Source organism: Rhizobium sp. SVR5-2C (assembly GCF_056755115.1).
Map to the genome: position 1 here is coordinate 23,685 of NZ_JBNDHT010000049.1, position 19,559 is coordinate 43,243.

General features: G+C 60.8%; 18 protein-coding genes and 1 pseudogene. 10 read left to right on the plus strand and 9 right to left on the minus strand.

Going from position 1 to position 19,559, the window contains the following annotated elements; translation table 11 throughout:
* Positions 1–33 precede the first annotated feature (33 nt).
* The 3 genes from metH (at position 34) to ACPYOI_RS16070 (ending at position 4,608) form a co-directional block, all read left to right on the plus strand.
* Entirely contained in the window at positions 34–3,807 is a 3,774-nt protein-coding gene (gene metH, locus ACPYOI_RS16060) for a methionine synthase (protein ID WP_481423023.1), read from the plus strand.
* A gap of 169 nt (positions 3,808–3,976) precedes the next feature.
* Positions 3,977–4,210 (plus strand): type II toxin-antitoxin system Phd/YefM family antitoxin, encoded by a 234-nt coding sequence (locus tag ACPYOI_RS16065; protein ID WP_168830625.1) that lies wholly within the window; start codon positions 3,977–3,979, stop codon positions 4,208–4,210.
* Positions 4,207–4,608, plus strand: coding sequence for a type II toxin-antitoxin system VapC family toxin (locus ACPYOI_RS16070; protein WP_481414831.1), 402 nt, complete (start codon positions 4,207–4,209; stop codon positions 4,606–4,608). Before ACPYOI_RS16065 ends, ACPYOI_RS16070 begins: the two co-directional genes overlap by 4 nt.
* A gap of 3 nt (positions 4,609–4,611) precedes the next feature.
* Here ACPYOI_RS16070 and ACPYOI_RS16075 read toward each other — a convergent pair whose 3' ends face one another.
* The gene (locus ACPYOI_RS16075; RefSeq protein ID WP_168830627.1) at positions 4,612–5,376 is read right to left on the minus strand and encodes a GntR family transcriptional regulator; all 765 of its coding nucleotides are present in this window, start codon (positions 5,374–5,376) and stop codon (positions 4,612–4,614) included.
* Entirely contained in the window at positions 5,373–6,257 is an 885-nt protein-coding gene (locus tag ACPYOI_RS16080; protein WP_481414830.1) for a glucosamine kinase nucleotide-binding domain-containing protein, read from the minus strand. Before ACPYOI_RS16080 ends, ACPYOI_RS16075 begins: the two co-directional genes overlap by 4 nt.
* Positions 6,258–6,268: 11 nt before the next feature.
* Here ACPYOI_RS16080 and ACPYOI_RS16085 point away from each other — a divergent pair, with 11 nt between their 5' ends.
* The 6 genes from ACPYOI_RS16085 (at position 6,269) to ACPYOI_RS16110 (ending at position 12,184) form a co-directional block, all read left to right on the plus strand.
* Complete coding sequence (locus ACPYOI_RS16085) at positions 6,269–6,511, plus strand: hypothetical protein (protein ID WP_481414829.1); 243 nt, start codon at positions 6,269–6,271, stop codon at positions 6,509–6,511.
* Between the two features lie 258 nt (positions 6,512–6,769).
* Complete coding sequence (locus tag ACPYOI_RS16090; protein WP_481414828.1) at positions 6,770–8,029, plus strand: ABC transporter substrate-binding protein; 1,260 nt, start codon at positions 6,770–6,772, stop codon at positions 8,027–8,029.
* Between the two features lie 274 nt (positions 8,030–8,303).
* Positions 8,304–9,254, plus strand: coding sequence for a carbohydrate ABC transporter permease (locus ACPYOI_RS16095; protein ID WP_481414842.1), 951 nt, complete (start codon positions 8,304–8,306; stop codon positions 9,252–9,254).
* A 13-nt stretch (positions 9,255–9,267) separates the two neighbouring features.
* Positions 9,268–10,107, plus strand: a complete 840-nt coding sequence (locus ACPYOI_RS16100; protein WP_481414827.1) for a carbohydrate ABC transporter permease — start codon at positions 9,268–9,270, stop codon at positions 10,105–10,107.
* Entirely contained in the window at positions 10,104–11,168 is a 1,065-nt protein-coding gene (locus tag ACPYOI_RS16105) for a Gfo/Idh/MocA family protein (RefSeq protein WP_481414826.1), read from the plus strand. The genes ACPYOI_RS16100 and ACPYOI_RS16105 overlap by 4 nt, the downstream gene beginning before the upstream one ends.
* Before the next feature lie 14 nt (positions 11,169–11,182).
* Positions 11,183–12,184 (plus strand): ABC transporter ATP-binding protein, encoded by a 1,002-nt coding sequence (locus ACPYOI_RS16110; RefSeq protein ID WP_481414825.1) that lies wholly within the window; start codon positions 11,183–11,185, stop codon positions 12,182–12,184.
* A 51-nt stretch (positions 12,185–12,235) separates the two neighbouring features.
* On the opposite strand, the gene ACPYOI_RS16115 is transcribed toward ACPYOI_RS16110, so the two are convergent.
* The 7 genes and pseudogenes from ACPYOI_RS16115 to ACPYOI_RS16145 form a co-directional block, all read right to left on the minus strand.
* A complete protein-coding gene (locus ACPYOI_RS16115) occupies positions 12,236–13,573 on the minus strand; it encodes an MFS transporter (protein ID WP_481414824.1) in 1,338 nt (445 codons plus the stop codon).
* Positions 13,574–13,675: 102 nt separating this feature from the next.
* Positions 13,676–13,809, minus strand: a pseudogene (locus ACPYOI_RS16120) (endonuclease domain-containing protein); the annotation flags it as partial.
* A gap of 27 nt (positions 13,810–13,836) precedes the next feature.
* Complete coding sequence (locus ACPYOI_RS16125) at positions 13,837–14,898, minus strand: ABC transporter ATP-binding protein (RefSeq protein ID WP_481414823.1); 1,062 nt, start codon at positions 14,896–14,898, stop codon at positions 13,837–13,839.
* A 12-nt stretch (positions 14,899–14,910) separates the two neighbouring features.
* The gene (locus ACPYOI_RS16130; RefSeq protein ID WP_168830637.1) at positions 14,911–15,699 is read right to left on the minus strand and encodes an ABC transporter permease; all 789 of its coding nucleotides are present in this window, start codon (positions 15,697–15,699) and stop codon (positions 14,911–14,913) included.
* Positions 15,696–16,589: an ABC transporter permease gene (locus ACPYOI_RS16135; protein ID WP_481414822.1), complete on the minus strand. Its 894-nt coding sequence runs from the start codon at positions 16,587–16,589 to the stop codon at positions 15,696–15,698. Before ACPYOI_RS16135 ends, ACPYOI_RS16130 begins: the two co-directional genes overlap by 4 nt.
* Before the next feature lie 76 nt (positions 16,590–16,665).
* Entirely contained in the window at positions 16,666–17,769 is a 1,104-nt protein-coding gene (locus ACPYOI_RS16140; protein WP_168830639.1) for an ABC transporter substrate-binding protein, read from the minus strand.
* Between the two features lie 189 nt (positions 17,770–17,958).
* The gene (locus ACPYOI_RS16145) at positions 17,959–18,831 is read right to left on the minus strand and encodes a MurR/RpiR family transcriptional regulator (protein WP_481414821.1); all 873 of its coding nucleotides are present in this window, start codon (positions 18,829–18,831) and stop codon (positions 17,959–17,961) included.
* A gap of 181 nt (positions 18,832–19,012) precedes the next feature.
* On the opposite strand from ACPYOI_RS16145, the gene ACPYOI_RS16150 reads away from it, so the two are divergent.
* The coding region (locus ACPYOI_RS16150) for an N-formylglutamate amidohydrolase (RefSeq protein WP_481423024.1) at positions 19,013–19,559 on the plus strand (547 nt) is incomplete at its 3' end.

Consider the following 19,559-nt stretch of genomic DNA (forward strand, 5'->3'; position numbering starts at 1 on the left):
CTGGCCTTTAAACGATTGTCAAGGAGTCCGCCCGTGTTCACTAATCTCTTTGGTCCCCAAGGGGCAAAACGCGACGGCAATGAAATCTTTGCAGCTTTGCGGAAAGCCGCAAGCGAGCGAATCCTCGTTCTTGACGGCGCCATGGGCACGCAGATCCAAGGACTCGGCTATAATGAAGACCAGTTCCGCGGCGAGCGCTTCATCGGCTGCGCCTGTCACCAGAAGGGCAACAACGACCTTTTGATCCTGTCGCAGCCAGATGCGCTTGAGGAAATCCATTACAAATACGCCAAGGCCGGCGCGGATATTCTGGAAACGAATACCTTTTCCTCGACCCGCATCGCGCAGGCCGACTACCAGATGGAAGGCGAAGTCTACAACCTCAACAAGGACGGTGCCGAGATCGTGCGGCGCGCGGCAATTCGCGCCGAGCGCGAGGATGGCCGCCGCCGCTTCGTGGCGGGCGCGATCGGCCCGACCAACCGCACGGCGTCGATTTCGCCTGATGTCAACAATCCAGGTTTCCGGGCCGTCAGCTTCGACGAGCTTCGCATTGCCTACGGCGAGCAGATCGATGGCCTGATCGACGGCGGCGCGGATATCATCCTCATCGAAACGATCTTCGATACGCTGAATGCCAAGGCCGCGATCTTCGCGTGCGAGGAGCGTTTCGCGGCCAAGGGCATCCGCCTGCCGATGATGATCTCGGGCACGATCACCGACCTTTCCGGCCGCACCCTTTCCGGCCAGACGCCGTCGGCCTTCTGGAACTCGGTCCGCCACGCCAACCCGTTCACCATCGGCCTCAACTGCGCACTCGGCGCCAATGCGATGCGCCCGCATCTGCAGGAGCTTTCGGGTGTCGCCGATGCCTTCATCTGCGCCTATCCGAACGCCGGCCTGCCGAACGAGTTCGGCCAGTACGACGAAACACCGGAACTGATGGCGGCGCAGATCGACAGCTTTGCGCGCGAAGGTCTCGTCAATATTGTCGGCGGCTGCTGCGGCTCGACGCCGGAGCATATCCGCGCGATCGCCGAAACCGTCGCCAAGTACAAGCCGCGCCCGATCCCGGAGCATCGGCCGTTCATGTCGCTGTCGGGGCTTGAGCCTTTCGAACTGACCAAGGAAATCCCCTTCGTCAACGTCGGTGAGCGCACCAACGTCACCGGTTCGGCCCGCTTCCGCAAGCTGATCACCAACGCCGATTTCACAGCAGCACTCGACGTTGCGCGCGATCAGGTCGAAAACGGCGCGCAGATCATCGACATCAACATGGATGAAGGCCTGATCGACTCCGAAAAGGCGATGGTCGAGTTCCTGCACCTGATTGCCGCCGAGCCGGACATTGCCCGAGTGCCTGTCATGATCGACTCCTCGAAGTTCTCGATCATCGAGTCGGGTCTCAAGTGCGTTCAGGGCAAGCCAATCGTCAATTCGATCTCGCTGAAGGAAGGCGAGGAGAATTTCCTTGCTCACGCGCAGCTGCTGCACCGCTACGGTGCGGCCGTCGTCGTCATGGCCTTCGACGAGAAAGGGCAGGCGGACAGCTACGAGCGTAAGGTGGAAATCTGCCGGCGCGCCTACAAGCTGCTGACGGAGAAGGCAGGCTATCCGCCGGAAGATATCATCTTCGATCCGAACATCTTCGCGGTTGCGACCGGTATCGACGAGCACAACAATTACGGCGTCGACTTCATCGAGGCGACGCGCACCATCCGCAAGGAGATGCCGCTCGTGCATATCTCCGGCGGCGTGTCCAACCTGTCCTTCTCGTTCCGCGGCAATGAGCCGGTGCGCGAGGCGATGCATGCCGTGTTCCTCTACCACGCCATCCAGGCGGGTATGGACATGGGCATCGTCAACGCCGGCCAGCTTGCCGTCTACGATAACATCGATCCGGAGTTGCGCGAGGCCTGCGAAGACGTCGTCCTGAACCGCCGTCCGGATGGGACCGAGCGCCTGCTCGCAGTCGCCGAACGCTTCCGCGGCGCCGGCACGAAGGAAGCGAAAGCCCAGGACCTTTCCTGGCGCGAGTGGACGGTCGAGAAGCGTCTCGAGCATGCGCTGGTCCTCGGCATCACCGAATATATCGAGGCCGATACCGAAGAAGCCCGGCAGAAGGCCGAGCGCCCGCTGCACGTCATCGAAGGCCCGCTGATGGCCGGCATGAACGTCGTCGGCGATCTTTTCGGTTCCGGCAAGATGTTCCTGCCGCAGGTCGTCAAGTCGGCGCGCGTCATGAAGCAGGCGGTTGCCGTGCTGCTACCCTATATGGAAGAAGAGAAGCGGCTGAACGGCGGCGACGAGAGGAAGTCTGCCGGCAAGATCCTGATGGCGACCGTCAAGGGCGACGTGCACGATATCGGCAAGAACATCGTCGGTGTCGTACTTGCGTGCAACAATTACGAGATCATCGATCTGGGCGTCATGGTGCCGGCGACGAAGATCCTCGAGACAGCCGTGCAGGAGAAGGTCGATGTCATCGGTCTCTCGGGTCTCATCACGCCGTCGCTCGACGAGATGGTGCACGTGGCAGCCGAAATGGAGCGTGAGGGCTTCGATATCCCGCTTCTGATCGGCGGCGCGACGACCAGCCGTGTTCATACCGCAGTGAAGATCCATCCAGGATATCACAAGGGCCAGACGGTCTATGTTACGGATGCGAGCCGCGCCGTTGGCGTCGTCTCGTCCTTGCTGTCTCCGGATACGCGTCAGACCTATATCGACGGTATCCGCGGCGAATATGCCAAGGTTGCCGCGGCGCATGCGCGCAGCGAAGCTGAAAAGGTTCGCCTGCCGCTCCCGCGTGCCCGCGAGAATGCGCACCAGGTGGATTGGGCCTCCTACAAGCCGACCAGGCCGCGGTTCATCGGCACCAAGGTGTTTGAGGATTATGATCTGGCGGATATCGCCCGCTACATCGACTGGACGCCGTTCTTCCAGACCTGGGAGCTACGCGGCCGTTACCCTGCCATTCTCGACGACGAGAAGCAGGGCGAGGCGGCACGCGCGCTCTGGGCCGATGCGCAGGCGATGCTCAAGAAGGTGATTGACGAAAAGTGGTTCCGCCCGCGTGCCGTCATCGGCTTTTGGCCGGCAGGCAGCGTCGGCGACGACATTCGTCTGTTCGCGGACGAAGCCCGGAAGGAAGAGCTTGCCACCTTCTTCACGCTCCGCCAGCAGCTTTCGAAGCGCGACGGCCGCCCGAACGTGGCGCTGTCGGATTTCGTGGCGCCGGTTTCGAGCGGCGTCCAGGACTATGTCGGCGGCTTTGTTGTGACGGCCGGCATCGAGGAAGTCGCCATTGCAGAGCGGTTCGAGCGGGCGAATGACGACTACTCGTCGATTTTGGTCAAGGCGATCGCCGACCGCTTCGCCGAGGCCTTCGCCGAGCGCATGCACGAACGGGTCCGCAAGGAGTTCTGGGGTTATGCCAAGGATGAGAAGCTGACCAACGAGCAGCTTATCACCGAGGAGTATGCCGGAATTCGCCCGGCACCTGGGTATCCGGCGCAGCCCGACCACACGGAGAAGGCAACGCTCTTCCGGCTGCTCGATGCCCAAAAGGCAGCCGGCGTGAAGCTGACGGAGAGCTACGCCATGTGGCCCGGTTCGTCCGTCTCCGGCCTCTATATCGGCCACCCCGACAGCTACTATTTCGGTGTTGCAAAGGTGGAGCGCGATCAGGTCGAGGACTATGCCGCGCGCAAGGGCATGACGATTTCCGACGTGGAGCGCTGGCTCGGGCCGGTGCTGAACTACCTGCCGCGCAAGGTGGACGAGGAAATCGACGACGCGGCTTGATCGTCGGCGGTCAGTTCAGAGATTGAATCAAGAAGGGCGGAAAGTGCTTCACTTTCCGCCCTTATGTTTTTGCGGCAACTGGATTTTCCGCAACTGAGTATCCTGACGGCTGATCTGGCAAGGGCGATATTCCTATGCTAACATAGCTAAGTTAGCTAATGAGGTGGCCATGAAAGTGACGGTTCACGCAGCCAAGACAAATCTCTCGAAACTGATCGACGCTGCGCTTTCAGGTGAGGAGGTTGTCATTGCCAAGGGGCAGAAGCCCGTCGTCAAGCTTACACCCATCCCGCAGAATTCCTTCACGATCGGAATTCTGAAGGGGCAGGTCGGCGGGAGCGCGCCCGACTTCTTCGAGCCGATGGATGAGGACGATCTGGCGAACTGGGAAGGCGCGAATTGAACGCGGTTCTGCTCGACACTCACGCATGGGCATGGTCCTTGACGGCCGACGCGCGGCTGACGGCGAGGGCCGTCACTGTGATCCAGCAAGCGGATGCCGTTCTCGTCAGCCCCATTTCATTGTTCGAGATCGGTCAAAAGGTGCGGCTCGGCAAATGGCCCGCGATGCAGTCATACATTCATGACCTAGCGGAGCTGCTTGAGCGGCAGGGCGGACGAACCGTTGCATTGACGCCAGACGTTTGCCTGCAGGCATCAACGATGGACTGGGCGCATCGTGACCCGTTCGACCGGCTGATTGCCGCCACGGCCATGGCGAACGGACTTCCGCTGATTTCGGCGGACACGGTTTTCGACAGGCTCTCCAGCGATCAACGCTGGATTGCCCGGCTCTGGTAGCCGTCAACTGGCCCCGATCGTAAGCTCAGCCACGAAATCATAGGCGTCGCCGCGGTAGAGCGAGCGGGTGAATTCGATCGCCCGGCCGGAGCCGACATAGGAGATACGCTCGATCGAAAGGCCCGCGGCCCCGACCGGAACGCCGAGGAGATGGGCGTCGGCTTCCTTCATGTTCGTGGCCGAGATGCGTTGCACGGCGCGGACGGGGCGGACGCCGCGGCGTTCGAGTTCGGCATAGAGGGATGTCGTCACCACGGATGGATCGGGCAGGAACTCGCCGGAGACGCTCGCATGCTCGATCGCCAGCGGCTGATCGTCGGCGATGCGAAGGCGCGAGAGACGCGAGACCTTGATGTCTGTGGCGAGGCCCAGAATCATCATTTCGTCGGGCGAGGGGGTATGGATGCCCTTATGCAGCCATTCGGAACGCGCCGTCATGCCGCGCCGCGCCATGTCCTCGGTGAAGGACGTGAGCTGCGAAAGCCGCTGTTCGACCTTCGAGACCGGCTTGGCCACGAAGGTGCCGGAGCCGTGGCGACGGACCAGCAGGCCATCGGCGACGAGATCGTCGATCGCCTTGCGAACCGTGACACGGCTGACGGCGGCGAATTCTGCGATATCGCGTTCCGGCGGCAGGGCGTCGCCGTGGCCGAGGGCGCCGGTGCGCATGGCATCTTCCAGAGTGCGGCGCAGCTTTACATAGAGAGGGCCGGTCCCGCCGGCTTGCAGGCGCTCGGGCGACAGGATGGTCGCGAGGTCGTCGGTCATGCGGCGCCTCTCTTTGCAGCGGTCAGGCGCTTGACTGCAAGGTTGACTGCGCCTTGGAGGACGTCGCCTTTCGGCGGTGCGAGCAGCGCTTTATGTCGCTCTGAAAGCCACGGTTCATAGGCCTTGGCGAGGCCGCCGAGCAGGCAAATTGCCGGACATTCCGGCCACAGCAGCGCGTCCAGGTTTTCGCCGATTGCCGCGGCCGCATCCTTGACGATACCGACCGCGATCTCATCGCCCTGCGCGGCGTAGTCGAAGACCAGCGGCGCATAGCGTGCGAAGTCTTTCGGTTTCGAAACGTGGGCGAATTCGACGAGGCGTTCAGGATCGTCGCCGTACTCAGCCAATATCCTTGCTGTCAGAGGTGATGGCGGGCGCACGCCGTCGTAGGCGAGCAGGGATTTTTCCATGAGGTCGCGGCCGAGACGCGCGCCGCTTGCCTGATCGCCAATGACGAACCCCCAGCCGCCGATGCCATGGAGCTTGCCGTCGCGGCGAGCATTATAGACCGAGCCGGTGCCGAAGGCGCCGATGACGCCATCGGAATCTCCCAGCGCGCCCTGAAGCGCGATCAGGGCATCCGTCACGACATGGCCGTCCGCAAAGGGCAGGGCTCGCTCGATACGTACGCCATAGTCTCCCACATTGGCTCCGGCGACGCCGACGACGGCCGAGACTTTGGAAAGGGTGTCGGCAGAAAGGCCTGCCGCCCGCAAAGCCTCACGCGCTGATTCGACGATATTGATCAGCGAGCTTTCCAGATCGGAAAGGATATTGGCAGGTCCGGCATTGCCGCGACCCAGAATATTGCCCACCCTGTCGGCAACTGCGGCACGGCAGCTCGATCCGCCTCCGTCTATGCCGATTGCAAGCCCCGTCATCTAACCTCCGAATGCCGCGTCCGCTTGGCTTTGTTACAATACCAAAAAAATACCATTTACCAAGCAGAATTGGTTTTCAAAATCCTCATCTTTGTATCATGCTGATTTTTAAAGAAAAAATTTTTGAAAGAAATTTATTGGCCTCAAAAGTTAAATTCGGCTGGACAATTGGTATTTTTTTGGCCTTAATTCCGGATAGGGAACAGCAAGTAGAGGCAGATAGAACGGCGCCAAGCATCAGTCGCTGTCTTTAAACGGTCGCGTCGGGATGTCGCTTCAGTGCGAGCGCCATGGGAGATCAGCCAGCTATTCCTTGCGAGTTTATCGCGCCCGGTTGAGCGTACCGGAGGGCGCACCGGCCGGAGGCGGCATCGCTTTCCGCGTCCGTCGAGCTTTCGGGGCCGGCAGTATATGGCGGCCCTCACGGAGTGTTGAGGTATATCCTCAGGCACACCAACTGCTTGTTTCAGAACCAAAGATAGCGCCCCATGGCGCTTAAACAGGAGAGGGAAATGAAGAACACTGCTCTGAAAAGCCTGCTGCTTGCCTCCAGCCTGCTCACGTCTGCCGGCTTTGCATATGCCGCCGACGTCACGCTGACGGTTGAAAGCTGGCGTAACGACGACCTGTCCATCTGGCAGGAAAAGATCATCCCGGCCTTCGAGGCGAAGAACCCGGGCATCAAGATTACGTTCTCGCCGACCGCGCCGACGGAATACAATGCCGCACTCAATGCCAAGCTCGATGCCGGTTCTGCAGGCGACCTCATCACCTGCCGGCCGTTCGATGTCTCGCTGGAACTCTACAACAAGAAACTCCTTGCCGACCTAACGAGCCTGTCGGGCATGGAGAACTTCTCGCCGGTCGCCAAGGCGGCCTGGACCACTGACGACGGCAAGGCCACCTTCTGCGTGCCGATGGCCTCGGTCATCCACGGCTTCATTTACAACAAGGACGCTTTCGACAAGCTCGGTATCGCAATCCCGACAACGGAAGCCGAATTCTTCGCAGCGCTCGACAAGATCAAGGCTGACGGCACCTACATCCCGATGGCCATGGGTACGAAGGATCTCTGGGAAGCCGCGACCATGGGCTACCAGAACATTGGCCCGAACTATTGGAAGGGCGAGGAAGGCCGCGCAGCCCTCATCAAGGGCGAGCAGAAGCTGACGGACAAGCCTTGGGTAGCGCCTTACGAAACTCTCGCCAAGTGGAAGCCCTATCTCGGCGACGGCTTCGAGGCACAGACCTATGCCGACAGCCAGAACCTCTTCACGCTCGGCCGCGCTGCGATCTACCCGGCCGGATCGTGGGAAATCGGCCTGTTCAACTCTCAGGCTCAGTTCAAGATGGGTGCCTTCCCGCCGCCGGTTCAGAACGCCGGCGACACCTGCTACATCTCCGACCACAACGACATCGGCATCGGCCTGAATGCCAAGAGCGCCCATTCCGAGGAAGCCAAGAAGTTCCTCACCTGGGTTGCCTCTCCGGAATTCGCCGAAATTTATGCCAACTCGCTGCCGGGCTTCTTCAGCCTGAACTCGACGCCGGTAAAGATGAACGACCCGTTGGCCCAGGAATTCGTCTCCTGGCGCGAGAAGTGCAAGCCGACGATCCGCTCGACCTACCAGATCTTGGCGCGCGGCACCCCGAGCCTCGAAAACGAGACCTGGGTTGAATCGGCCAATGTCATCAACGGCACCGACACGCCGCAGGCTGCTGCCGAGAAGCTGCAGAAGGGCCTCGACAGCTGGTACAAGCCGGCGAAGTGATGGGAAAACCCTCCCCAACCCCTCCCCACAAGGGGGAGGGGCTTAGGCGGCCGCCGATGCGCGGTTTGGCGGGGAGGGGATCGTGCCGCGCGTCTTCTTCCCCCTTGTGGGGAAGATGGCCGGCAGGCCAGAAGGGGTCTCGTCATGCCGGAGGCATGGCGGTTCGCTCGTAGCGAAGAGGCGCCCGGCAGGGCGGATGAGCGGTTTTCTTCGTTGCCATCCCTATTTCCACCTGCGCCGTGCCTCGACGGCCAACAAGAACGGCCAAAAAGCCATGAACGAAGCCGAAAACGCCGCCATCGATGTGGCTCCGATCAAGCGGCCCGCCCGCTGGCACATCCTCGTTTTCCTGCTGCCGGCCTTCCTCGTTTATACGGCCGTGATGATCCTGCCGCTGATCGAGACGCTTCGGTTGTCCTTCTACAATGTCATCGACGGCCAGCCCGCATTCGTCGGTTTTGCAAATTACAAGGTTCTTTTCGGCGATGCGCGGTGGGCGCACGACTTCTGGAACGCGCTGAAGAACAACGTCATCTTCTTCATCATCCATATGTGCGTGCAGAACCCGATCGGCGTTGCGCTCGCGGCGATGCTTTCCATTCCGAAGCTGCGTTTCGTGACCTTCTACCGGACTGCGATCTTCCTGCCGACGCTGCTTTCCTTCGTCATCGTTGGCTTCATCTGGAAGCTGATCCTGTCGCCGATCTGGGGCGTCGCGCCCTGGATGATGGACCTGGTCGGCATGAAGTCGCTCTTTGCGCCCTGGCTCGGAAGGCCGGGCAGCGCGCTGATCGCCGTGTCGCTGATCTCCGTCTGGCAATATGTCGGCATTCCGATGATGCTGATCTATGCGGCGCTCCTCAACATTCCGGAAGAAGTCATCGAGGCCGCCGAATGCGACGGCATCACTGGCTGGAGCCAGTTCTGGAAGATCAAACTGCCGCTGGTGCTGCCGGCGATCGGCATCATCTCGATCCTGACCTTCGTCGGTAATTTCAACGCGTTCGACTTGGTCTATACCGTGCAGGGCGCGCTCGCCGGGCCGGACATGTCGACCGACATCCTGGGAACGCTGCTCTACCGCACCTTCTTCGGTTTCCAGTTGCAGCTTGGCGACCGTTCCATGGGCGCGACGGTGGCGACGGTGATGTTCCTGATCATCCTCGCGGGCGTTTCGCTCTATCTCTTCGTCATCCAGCGGCGCATCCGCCGCTACCAGTTCTGAGGGGAGGACGGCCATGTCCAAGGCACGCACATCTCTCGTCCGCTCCGGCTTCGTGCATCTGGCGCTGATCGCCTACACGCTGGTAGCGCTCTTCCCGGTATTCCTGACGATCATCAATTCCTTCAAGGACAGGAACTCGATCTTCCGGGCGCCGCTTACGGTGCCGACGCCCACTTCCTTCAGCCTCATCGGCTACCAGACGGTGCTGGGGCAGGGTGACTTTGCCACCTACTTCCAGAACAGCGTGATCGTCACCGTCGCCTCGATCTTCTTCGTGCTTCTGTTCGGCGCAATGGCGGCCTTTGCGCTCTCGGAATACCGTTTCCGCGGCAACCTTATGACGGGGCTCTATCTCGCGATCGGCATCATGATCCCTATCCGCCTCGGTACCGTTGCCATCCTGCAGGGGATGGTCGCCGCCGGCCTCGTCAACACGCTGACCGCGCTCATCCTGGTCTACACGGCGCAGGGCATTCCGCTTGCGATCTTCATCCTTTCGGAATTCATGCGGACCGTTTCCGACGACCTCAAGAATGCCGGGCGGATCGATGGGCTGTCGGAATACGCGATCTTCTTCCGTCTGGTGCTGCCGCTCGTGCGGCCGGCGATGGCGACGGTGGCGGTCTTCACCATGATCCCGATCTGGAACGACCTCTGGTTCCCGCTGATCCTCGCGCCGAGCGAAGCGACGAAGACGGTCACGCTCGGCTCGCAGATCTTCATCGGCCAGTTCGTCACCAACTGGAACGCGGTGCTGGCGGCCCTTTCGCTGGCGATCCTGCCGGTCCTCGTCCTCTACGTCATCTTCTCGCGGCAATTGATCCGCGGCATCACTTCGGGAGCCGTCAAGTGAGTTCATCCGAAAAGCCGATCCGCGTTCTCGTCGCCGGGCTTGGCAATATGGGGCGCAGCCATGCGCTCGCTTATCACAACAATCCCGGCTTCGAGATCGTCGGTCTCGTCAATCGTTCGAAGCCGGTGCTGGCGCCTGAGCTTTCCGGCTACGAGATCCTGCCCGACTTCAAGAAGGCGCTTGCCGAACTGAAGCCCGATCTCTGCTCCATCTGCACCTATTCCGACAGCCATGCCGACTATGCCGTCGCGGCATTCGAGGCCGGTTGCCATGTCTTCGTGGAAAAGCCGCTGGCGACCACCGTCGCCGACGCCGAGCGTGTCGTCGCGGCGGCGAAGAAGGCCGGGCGGAAGCTGGTGATCGGCTACATCCTTCGCCATCATCCATCCTGGATGAAGCTGATCGAGGAAGCGCGGAAACTTGGCGGACCGTATGTCTTCCGCATGAACCTCAATCAGCAATCCAGCGGCCCGACCTGGGCAACCCACAAGTCGCTCATGCAGACGACATCGCCGATCGTCGATTGCGGCGTGCACTACGTCGACGTCATGTGCCAGATCACCGACGCGAAGCCGGTGGAGGTGCGCGGCATGGGGCTGCGCCTCTCGGACGAGATCGCGCCGGACATGTATAATTACGGCCATCTGCAGGTGATCTTCGAAGACGGTTCCGTCGGCTGGTACGAGGCCGGCTGGGGTCCCATGATTTCGGAGACGGCCTTCTTCGTGAAGGATGTCATGTCGCCGAACGGGGCGGTCTCGATCGTCATGGATCCGAATGCCAAGTCCGACGATATCGATACGCACACCAAGACCTCCGTGATCCGTTTGCACAGTGCCGAGACGGGACCGGAGGGCAAGTTCATCAGGCCGGATCAGGACATGACGATGGCGGGCGAGCCCGGCCATCAGGACCTCTGCGATCTGGAGCAGGCCTTCATGCTGAAGGCCATCCGCGAAGATCTGGACCTCAACCGTCATATGAGCGATGCCGTGGCGTCGCTGCGGATTTGCCTTGCCGCCGACGAGAGCGTGCGCACCGGCCAACCGGTCAAACTATAAGAGGAATATGAGTAGTGGGATCGCTTCAACTCAAATCCATCCGTAAGGCTTACGGCACGCATGAAGTGCTGAAGGGCATCGACCTAGAGGTGCGTGACGGCGAGTTCGTGATTTTCGTCGGTCCGTCCGGCTGCGGAAAATCGACCCTGCTGCGGAGCATCGCAGGCCTCGAGGATGTCACGTCCGGTGCCGTCCTCATCAATGGCAAGGACGAAACGCTGACGCCGCCCGCAAAGCGCGGCATCGCCATGGTCTTCCAGTCCTACGCGCTTTATCCGCACCTGACGGTAAAGGACAATATGGGCCTCGGTCTGAAGCAGGCCGGAACGCCGAGGGGGGAGATTGAGACCCGCGTCGGCAAAGCCTCGGCGATGCTGTCGCTCGAACCCTATCTGGCGCGCCGCCCGGCTGAGCTGTCCGGCGGTCAGCGCCAGCGCGTCGCAATCGGCCGCGCGATCGTGCGCGAACCGGAACTTTTCCTTTTCGACGAACCGCTGTCCAATCTCGATGCGGCGCTGCGTGTCCAGACGCGCCTGGAGATTGCCAAGCTGCATCGTCAGCTGAAGGCGACGATGATCTACGTCACCCACGACCAGGTCGAGGCGATGACGCTTGCCGACAAGATCGTCGTACTGAACGCCGGCGCGATCGAGCAGATCGGTTCGCCGATGGAGCTCTACAACCGGCCGGCCAATCTCTTCGTCGCCGGCTTCATCGGTTCGCCGATGATGAATTTCATTCCGGCCGACAAACTGAGCGACGGCCAGGCAAAGACCGTCGGCGTGCGGCCGGAGCACCTGACGCTCTCGCGCGACAGCGGAACGTGGAAGGCGAAGGTGGTGCATGTCGAACATCTCGGCGCCGACACGATCGTCTATCTTGAGTCCGAGCAGTGCGGCCTGCTGACGGCGCGCCTTTTCGGCGCGCATGCCTATGAGCCGGACGAGATCGTTTTCGCGTCGCCGGACGCAGCGCATATGCACCGTTTTGACGCGGATGGCCGGGCGATCCGCTAGGCTTAACAGAAAGAAAAGCCCCGCCGTTGAGCGGGGCTTTTTGTTGGAGACTTACGCCTTCTGTGCCAGCCGCTCAGTCAGTTCTTCGATCCCGACCTCGGCCTCGATGCGGTCTCCCTTTGCCATCAGGTAAAGGCCGAGAGCGAAGGTGAGCGCTCCGATGAAGAGCAGATAGTAGGCATGCGCCATCGGACTGACCGCCAGAAGCGAGGCGACCGCGAGAGGGGTTAGACCGCCGAAGATGGCGTAGGAGACGTTATACGAGAAGGACAGGCCAGTGAAACGGACGCGCGCCGGGAAAGCGCGGACCATCACGTAAGGCACGGCGCCAACCATTCCGACAGCAAGTCCCATGATCGCGTAGAGCACAAAGAGCACGCTCATCGAGACGGCAGCATAGCTGTAGAAGGTGAACGTCGCGGCGCCGAAGAAGATGCTCGACACGACGAAGAACTTGCCGGAGCCGACGCGGTCGACGATCGCGCCCGCGGCTGCGGTGCCGAAGATCAGGAACAGCGTGCCGAAGCTGGTCGCGGCAAGCGATTGCTGGGCGGTATAGCCGTAGAGCTTCTGCAGGAACGTCGCGGTCATCAGCGTCGTCACGACGATGCCGGCGGAGAGAACCCAGGTGAGCAGCATCGAGATGATGATGCCGCGCGGGTGATCGCGAAGCACCGCCTTCAGCGGCAGCTCGCGCACAAGCGAACGGCTCTGCTTCATTTCGGCGAAGATCGGCGTTTCCTGCAGCCAGCGGCGAAGATAGACGGCGACGAGGCCGAAGATGCCGCCGAGGAAGAAAGGGATGCGCCATGCATAAGCCGCGATGTCCTCTGGCGTGAAGACCGAGTTGATGATCGTCGCGATGAAGGAGCCGAACAGGATGCCGAGCGTCAGGCCCGAGCAAAGAAAGCCACAGGCAAAGCCGACACGGCGGAAGGGCACGTGCTCGGCGACGAAGGTCCAGGCGCCCGGCACTTCGCCGCCGATCGCCGCACCCTGCAGAATGCGCATCAGGATCAAAAGGATCGGAGCGCCGACGCCGATCGAGTCATAGGTCGGCGTGGCGGCCATGCCGAGCGTCGAAAGCGCCATCAGCAGGATCGAAAAGGCAAAGACGCGCTTGCGGCCGAATCGGTCGCCGAAATGCGCAAGCACGATGCCGCCCAGAGGCCGCACGAGATAGCCCGCAGCGAAAATGCCGAAGGTCTGGATCGTCACCAGCCAATCGGGCATATCCGGCGGAAAGAACAGATGGCCTATGACCGTCGCGAAAAACACGAAGATGATGAAATCGTAGAATTCCAGGGCACCGCCGAGCGCGGAAAGGCCGAGGGTGCGAAAATCCTGAGAGGTGAGGCGGCGAGGGGCGGGCGTCGAGGTGGGGGACATGAGACTGCGCTTCTCTGTGGACCGGTAATATGTCGGTCCTTGCGCTATTAGGGCGCCTAATTCAAGGGCATTTCAGGCGTTTGCCGGCGCGTATCGCAAAGCTGCGGCCGCGGCCCCCTCACCCTGACCCTCTCCCCTAGGGGAGAGGGGGCAGTCAGCGTCGCGGCAGTTCTCCCTTCTCCCCAGCGGGGAGAAGGTGCCCGGAGGGCGGATGAGGGGGCTCCGGGCCGCAGCATCGCGTTGCAGTGCTGGTCTAGCCTCGATCAGTCCCGGATGACGAGCAGGTCAGCTGCCATGAAGCGCAGGGTGACGGTCTCGCCGGCCTGTGGTGGCGTGACGCCAGGGGCGTTGAACATGTCGAACGAAATCACGTTGCCGCCGACGTTCATGCGGGTGCGGATCACGGAGCCGAGGAAGTGGGCAGAGACCACCTCGCCGGTCAGCGCCGTATCGCTCTTGACGTTATCGGACAGCGAGCCCGCTTCCGGACGCAGCGCCAGCGAGACGGTGTCGCCTGCCTTGTAAGCCGCGATCGAATGCCTGAGCGTCACCCCCTGATCGCCGATCTGGATGCGGTTAGCGGCCGGATCGACAACCTTCGCCTCGATCATGTTCAGCGTCCCGACGAAGGACGCGACGAAGCGCGTGGCAGGCGTGTTGTAGATCTCGAACGGCGTCCCGATCTGGTCTGCCCTACCGGCGTTCATGACGACGATGCGGTCGGAGATCGAAAGCGCTTCTTCCTGGTCGTGTGTCACGAAGACAGTGGTGATGCCGAGCTGCTGCTGGATCGCGCGAATTTCCTCGCGGAGCGAAACGCGGATCTTGGCGTCGAGCGCGGAGAGCGGTTCGTCGAGCAGCAGCACCTGCGGCTTGACGGCAAGCGCACGGGCAAGGGCGACGCGCTGCTGCTGGCCGCCGGACATCTGGTAGGGATAGCGGTCCGCCAGATGGTCGAGACGGATGAGGCCGAGCATTTCCTTGACGCGGGTATCAATCTCGGCCTTCGCCATGCCGGCGACCTTGAGGCCGAAGGCGACGTTGTCATGCACGCACATGTTCGGGAACAGCGCGTAGGCCTGAAAGACCATGCCGATGTTGCGCTGGTTCGGCTTCAGCGGGCGCTGGTCCTTGCCGTCGATGAAGAGATTGCCACCGGTCGGCGCTTCGAAGCCGGCAATCATGCGCAGGACCGTGGTCTTGCCGCAGCCTGACGGGCCGAGGAAGGAGACGAATTCCCCCTTCTCGATGTCCATGTTGAAGTTATGAACGACCTGAACCTGGCCGAAGGATTTTTGAATGTTGGTCAGTGTGAGAAAAGACATGAGCCAAATACCTTATGCCTTAGCCGGGCGGGCTTTGCCAAAACGGGAAACGAGGTTGAGCAGGCCCATGCTGAGCCAGGTGATCGAGAAGGCGATGACGGCGAGCGCTGAGGGCTCATAGGCCTTGTTGGCGCCGACGAGCTGCAGGTACGGTCCGAAGGCCGGCCGGTTGAGAAGCGCTGCCATTGTGAATTCGCCCATGACGATCGCGAGCGTGATGAAAGCGCCGGACAGCACACCGCTCATGACGTTCGGGAAGATGCAGCGGAACATGATGGTCGTCCACCTGGCTCCGAGGCTTTCTGCCGCTTCCGTCAGCGTGCGGACGTCGATGGCGCGCATGGCGGTATCGACGGCGCGGTACATGTAGGGCAGGGAGAGTGTGATATAGGAGCAGACGAGCAGGATATTCGTGCCGGTCGTAGAGCCGGTCAGCGGCAAGATCGACGACGAGTTATACATGCGCAGATAGCCGAACACGATCACGATCGCCGGGATGACGAGCGGCAGCAGCGTCACGAACTCGACGATCGGGCGCATTTGCGGCAGGCGCAGGCGAACCCAATAGGCGGTGGGGACGACGAGCAGCATGCCGAAGATGATCGTCAACAGCGCCATCAGCATGGAGTAGCCGAAAGTGGCGCGGAACTGCTCGTCGGAGAAGACCGAAGCGTAAGCGTCGAAACTGTAGGTTCCGCGGCGCATGCGCAGCGAGAATTCCAGGGTGCCGAGCAGCGGGATGACGAAATAGGATGCACCCAGAATGATGGCGATCCATGCACCGAGGCGTTGAGCTTTCATTTTTGCCACCGTTCAGCGCGCATGCGCAGCATGAGGTAGAGGACATTTGAGACACCGGTAATCACGATCATGCCAAGCGCGATCGCATAACCGAGGTTTGCGTTGTGAAGAACGTCGCCGCGGATCTGCGCATAAAGCAGGATCGGCACGATGTTGAGGGAGCTGCCGGTCAGCGCATAGGCGGTTGCGATGGCGCCGAAGGCGTTCGCGAAAAGAAGCAGCGTGGTGCCGAGCAGGCTCGGCCAGAGGATCGGCAGGGCAACCATCGTCCAGTACTGGAGGTTGGTAGCGCCGAGGATTTCAGAGGCTTCGCGCCACTCCTTCTTCATGCCGTCCAGCGCCGGCGTCAGGATCAGCACCATCAGTGGGATCTGGAAGTACATGTAAGTGATGGTGAGGCCGAAGAAGGACAGCAGGTTAAAGCCCGTCCCATAGAGATTGAATCCGAACCAGTCGCGCAGGAAGAGGGTGACGAGTCCGGTGCGGCCGAGGGTCGCCAGGAAGGCGAAGGCAAGCGGGACACCCGCAAAGTTCGATGCAACGCCGGAGAAGGTCAGAAGCGTCGAGCGCACGCTGTTCGGCAGACCGCCGAGCACGACCGCCCAAGCGAGGAAGAAGCCGATCAACGCGCCACCGAGCGCCGAGGCGACGGAAACGCGGATACTGATCCAGTAGGCACTCATAATACCCGGCGTAAACAGATCGCCGATATTCTTGAAGGTAAAGTTGCCCTCGGGAGTGAGGAATGCACCGGCCACCAGATAAATGGTGGGAATGATCAAAAACAGCAGGGAGAAAATAACGAATGGTGCGATGCCAAGCCAATCGATCACGCGGTCTTTGTTGATCAAGGGGGCCGTGCTGACCATGGGGGAAGAAACAGTGCTCATGGCTTAGCTACTCAGGGGGCTCGGAGTGAAAGAAAGCCTCCCCGCATTTTTGCGGGGAGGCCGGATGTCATGCTTATTACTGAACGTTGGCGCCGACGACGCTGTCCCACTGCTTGGTGATCACGGCGGAACCTGCGTTCTGTTCTTCGATGCTCGGGAAGGCGGCCTTGGCATAGCCTTCAGCCGGCGGCAGCTTGTCGAGCAGCTCCTTCGGAACCTGGCCCTTCTGAGCGAGGTCGTTGAAGCGGATCGGGTGGCAATAGCCCTTCAGCCAGCCGATCTGGCCTTCGTCCGAATAAAGGTATTCCATCCACAGCTTGGCAGCGTTCGGATGCGGAGCGAAGGCGGAGATAGCCTGGACGTAAACGCCGGCAACAACGCCCGACGACGGAACGACGACTTCGACCGGCGGGTTGCCGTTCAGGCTATCGCGCCATGCGAGGCCGTTATAGTCCCAAGCGACGACGATCGGGGTCGAACCCTGTGCCAGCGATGCGGACTTGCCGATCACGGGAACGAGGTTGCCGGCCTTGTTGAGCGCGGCGAAGTAATCGAGACCGGCCTGGCCAGCCTTTGCAGCGTCCTTCTCACCGGTTGCGAGACCGGCGGCATAGACGGCCTGGACGGCCTGGTTGGAAACGCGCGGGTCGCCAGCGAGCGAAACCGTGTTGGCGTAGTCCGAGTTCTTCAGGTCTGCCCAGTCCTTCGGAACGTTCTTGACGATGTCGGTGTTCACGACAAAGGAGAGAACGCCGTAATAGTCGCCGTACCAATAGCCGTCGGCGTCCTTCGCGGAGTCCGGAATGGAGTCCCAGGTGGAGACCTTGTAGGGCATCAGGAGGCCTTCAGCCTTGGCGGTCGGGCCGAAGGAGAGGCCAACGTCGATAACGTCCGGAGCCTGCGGGCCGGTGTTGCCCTTGTTTGCCTTGATGGCTTCGACTTCGTCACCCGAACCCGCGTCTGGGTTCAGTTCGTTGACTTCCAGGCCGTACTTGGCCTTGAAGCCGGCAATGACGTCACCATAGCCGCACCAGTTGTGCGGGAGGGCGATGGTCGTGAGCGTGCCTTCCTTCTTCGCGGCTGCGATGAGTTCTGCGCTCGGCTCTGCTGCGGCGATCGCAGTCGAAGCTACGACGATCGCAGTAGAAAGCGAAAGCAGTCGAGAAATATTAGAGATCACTGTCGTTCTCCTTCGGTTTTCAGTGTCTGGCGATGCTGTTACTGACGTTAGATGAAGCTTGTGTGACGGTTGCGTGACGGTAATATTCGCCACGATCGCGGGTATTTGCAGACGCTGTTTCGTTTGCGACATGCTGTTCTATTTGTACCGGCCCGTCATCGTTGTTTGTTTATTCTTGCCCCTTTCCTCCTAACCCGGTTTTCGGAAAAGCCTCGTCTGCTCGAACAGGCCTTCCAGCGTTCTCATGCGTTCTTTGGTCTCGTCCCAGGTGGAGTTCTGCACAGCTTCGATCAGCGCTTCGATTAGAAAGAGGGTCACAACCGAGGAATCCCAGGCGGACGGTGCTTCAATCTTGACGCGAAAGGTGTGCCGGGCGAGCTTCGCCGCAGGCGATCCCCATTGGTCCGTGAAGACGATAATCTCGGCGCCGCGTGTGCGGGCGGCCTGGGCAAGGCTCACCATTTCCTGCTCGTAACGGCGGATATCGAAGATGATCAGCAGGTCGCGCGCATTCATGTTGAGAACGTATTGAGGCCAGCTGGAAGAATTGGACGAGAGCAGGGCGGTATTTGGCCGGATGACCTGCATATGGGTAAAGAAATACTCCGCAAGCGCTCCAGTGATGCGGCCGCCGACAAAATAGAGGCCGCGCTTGCGGTCCGAAAGCAGGCTCGCGACGCTGTCGAACGTTGCCGTGTCGAGATCGCTCAGTGTCTGGCGCAGATTACCGATGATGGCGTCGGCGAAGCGGTTGAGAATATGCGTGCCCGGCGCATTCGACGCCCAGCGATCGTGCTTGGCGATCGGATTGGAGATCGTCGCTTCGACCTCCTGATGCAGATGCGCCTGGAAGTCGGGGTAACCCTTGAAGCCAAGTTTCTGTACCATGCGCACGACGGTGGGCGTCGACACGCCGGCGTTTTCGGCAATCGTAGTGATGCTGCCTAGCCCGGAAACGGGATAGTTATCCAGCAGACTCTCGGCCAACTGCTTCTCTGCGCGCGTCAGCACGTCAAAATGCAAATGGATGACGTCCGAAACCGTCTTCGACGCAGCGGTCACGCGATTTTGCTCCCCGGGATTGGTCTTGTGCCACTTTCCCAATGGAAGTTAACAACGCTGTCACAATCTATGTCAACCTCCTTTGTGAAGAGAAATTTTCAGAATCGCTTGACACGGCGCATCGTCTGAAGAATTCTTTTCTTATAAAGATTTTATTAAGCACAGGGCGAGGCGCAGCGACGTGCTCACTAGGGTCCTAAGCGAAGTGGATGGAGAATGCGTCGGCATCGAGCGGCCGCATGGCAAGAGCTCGCTGCTGGTCATCTGCGAACATGCCTCGCGCGCGCTGCCAAAGCAGTTCGGCGATCTCGGCCTATCGCAGGAAGCCTTGAACAGCCATATCGCCTGGGATCCCGGTGCTTTGGCTGTTGCCCGCAACATCTCCTCTGCGCTCGATGCCACTCTCGTCTACCAACGCTTTTCCCGCCTCATCTATGACTGCAACCGCCCGCCGGATTCGCCGGGCGCGATGCCCGAGAAAAGCGAGATCTACACCATCCCCGGCAATCAAAATCTGAGTGGGGAAGAGCGGCTTGCCCGCACGGAAGCGCTCTACATTCCCTTTCACGATGCCGTGCGCAGGCTCGTAAAGGAACGGCAGGCACGCGGGCAGGACACGGTCATCGTTACTGTTCACAGTTTTACACCGGTCTATAATGGCAAGGAACGTGCAGTCGAGCTTGGTATCCTGCACGATGCCGATGACCGCCTGGCAGAGCGGATGCTGG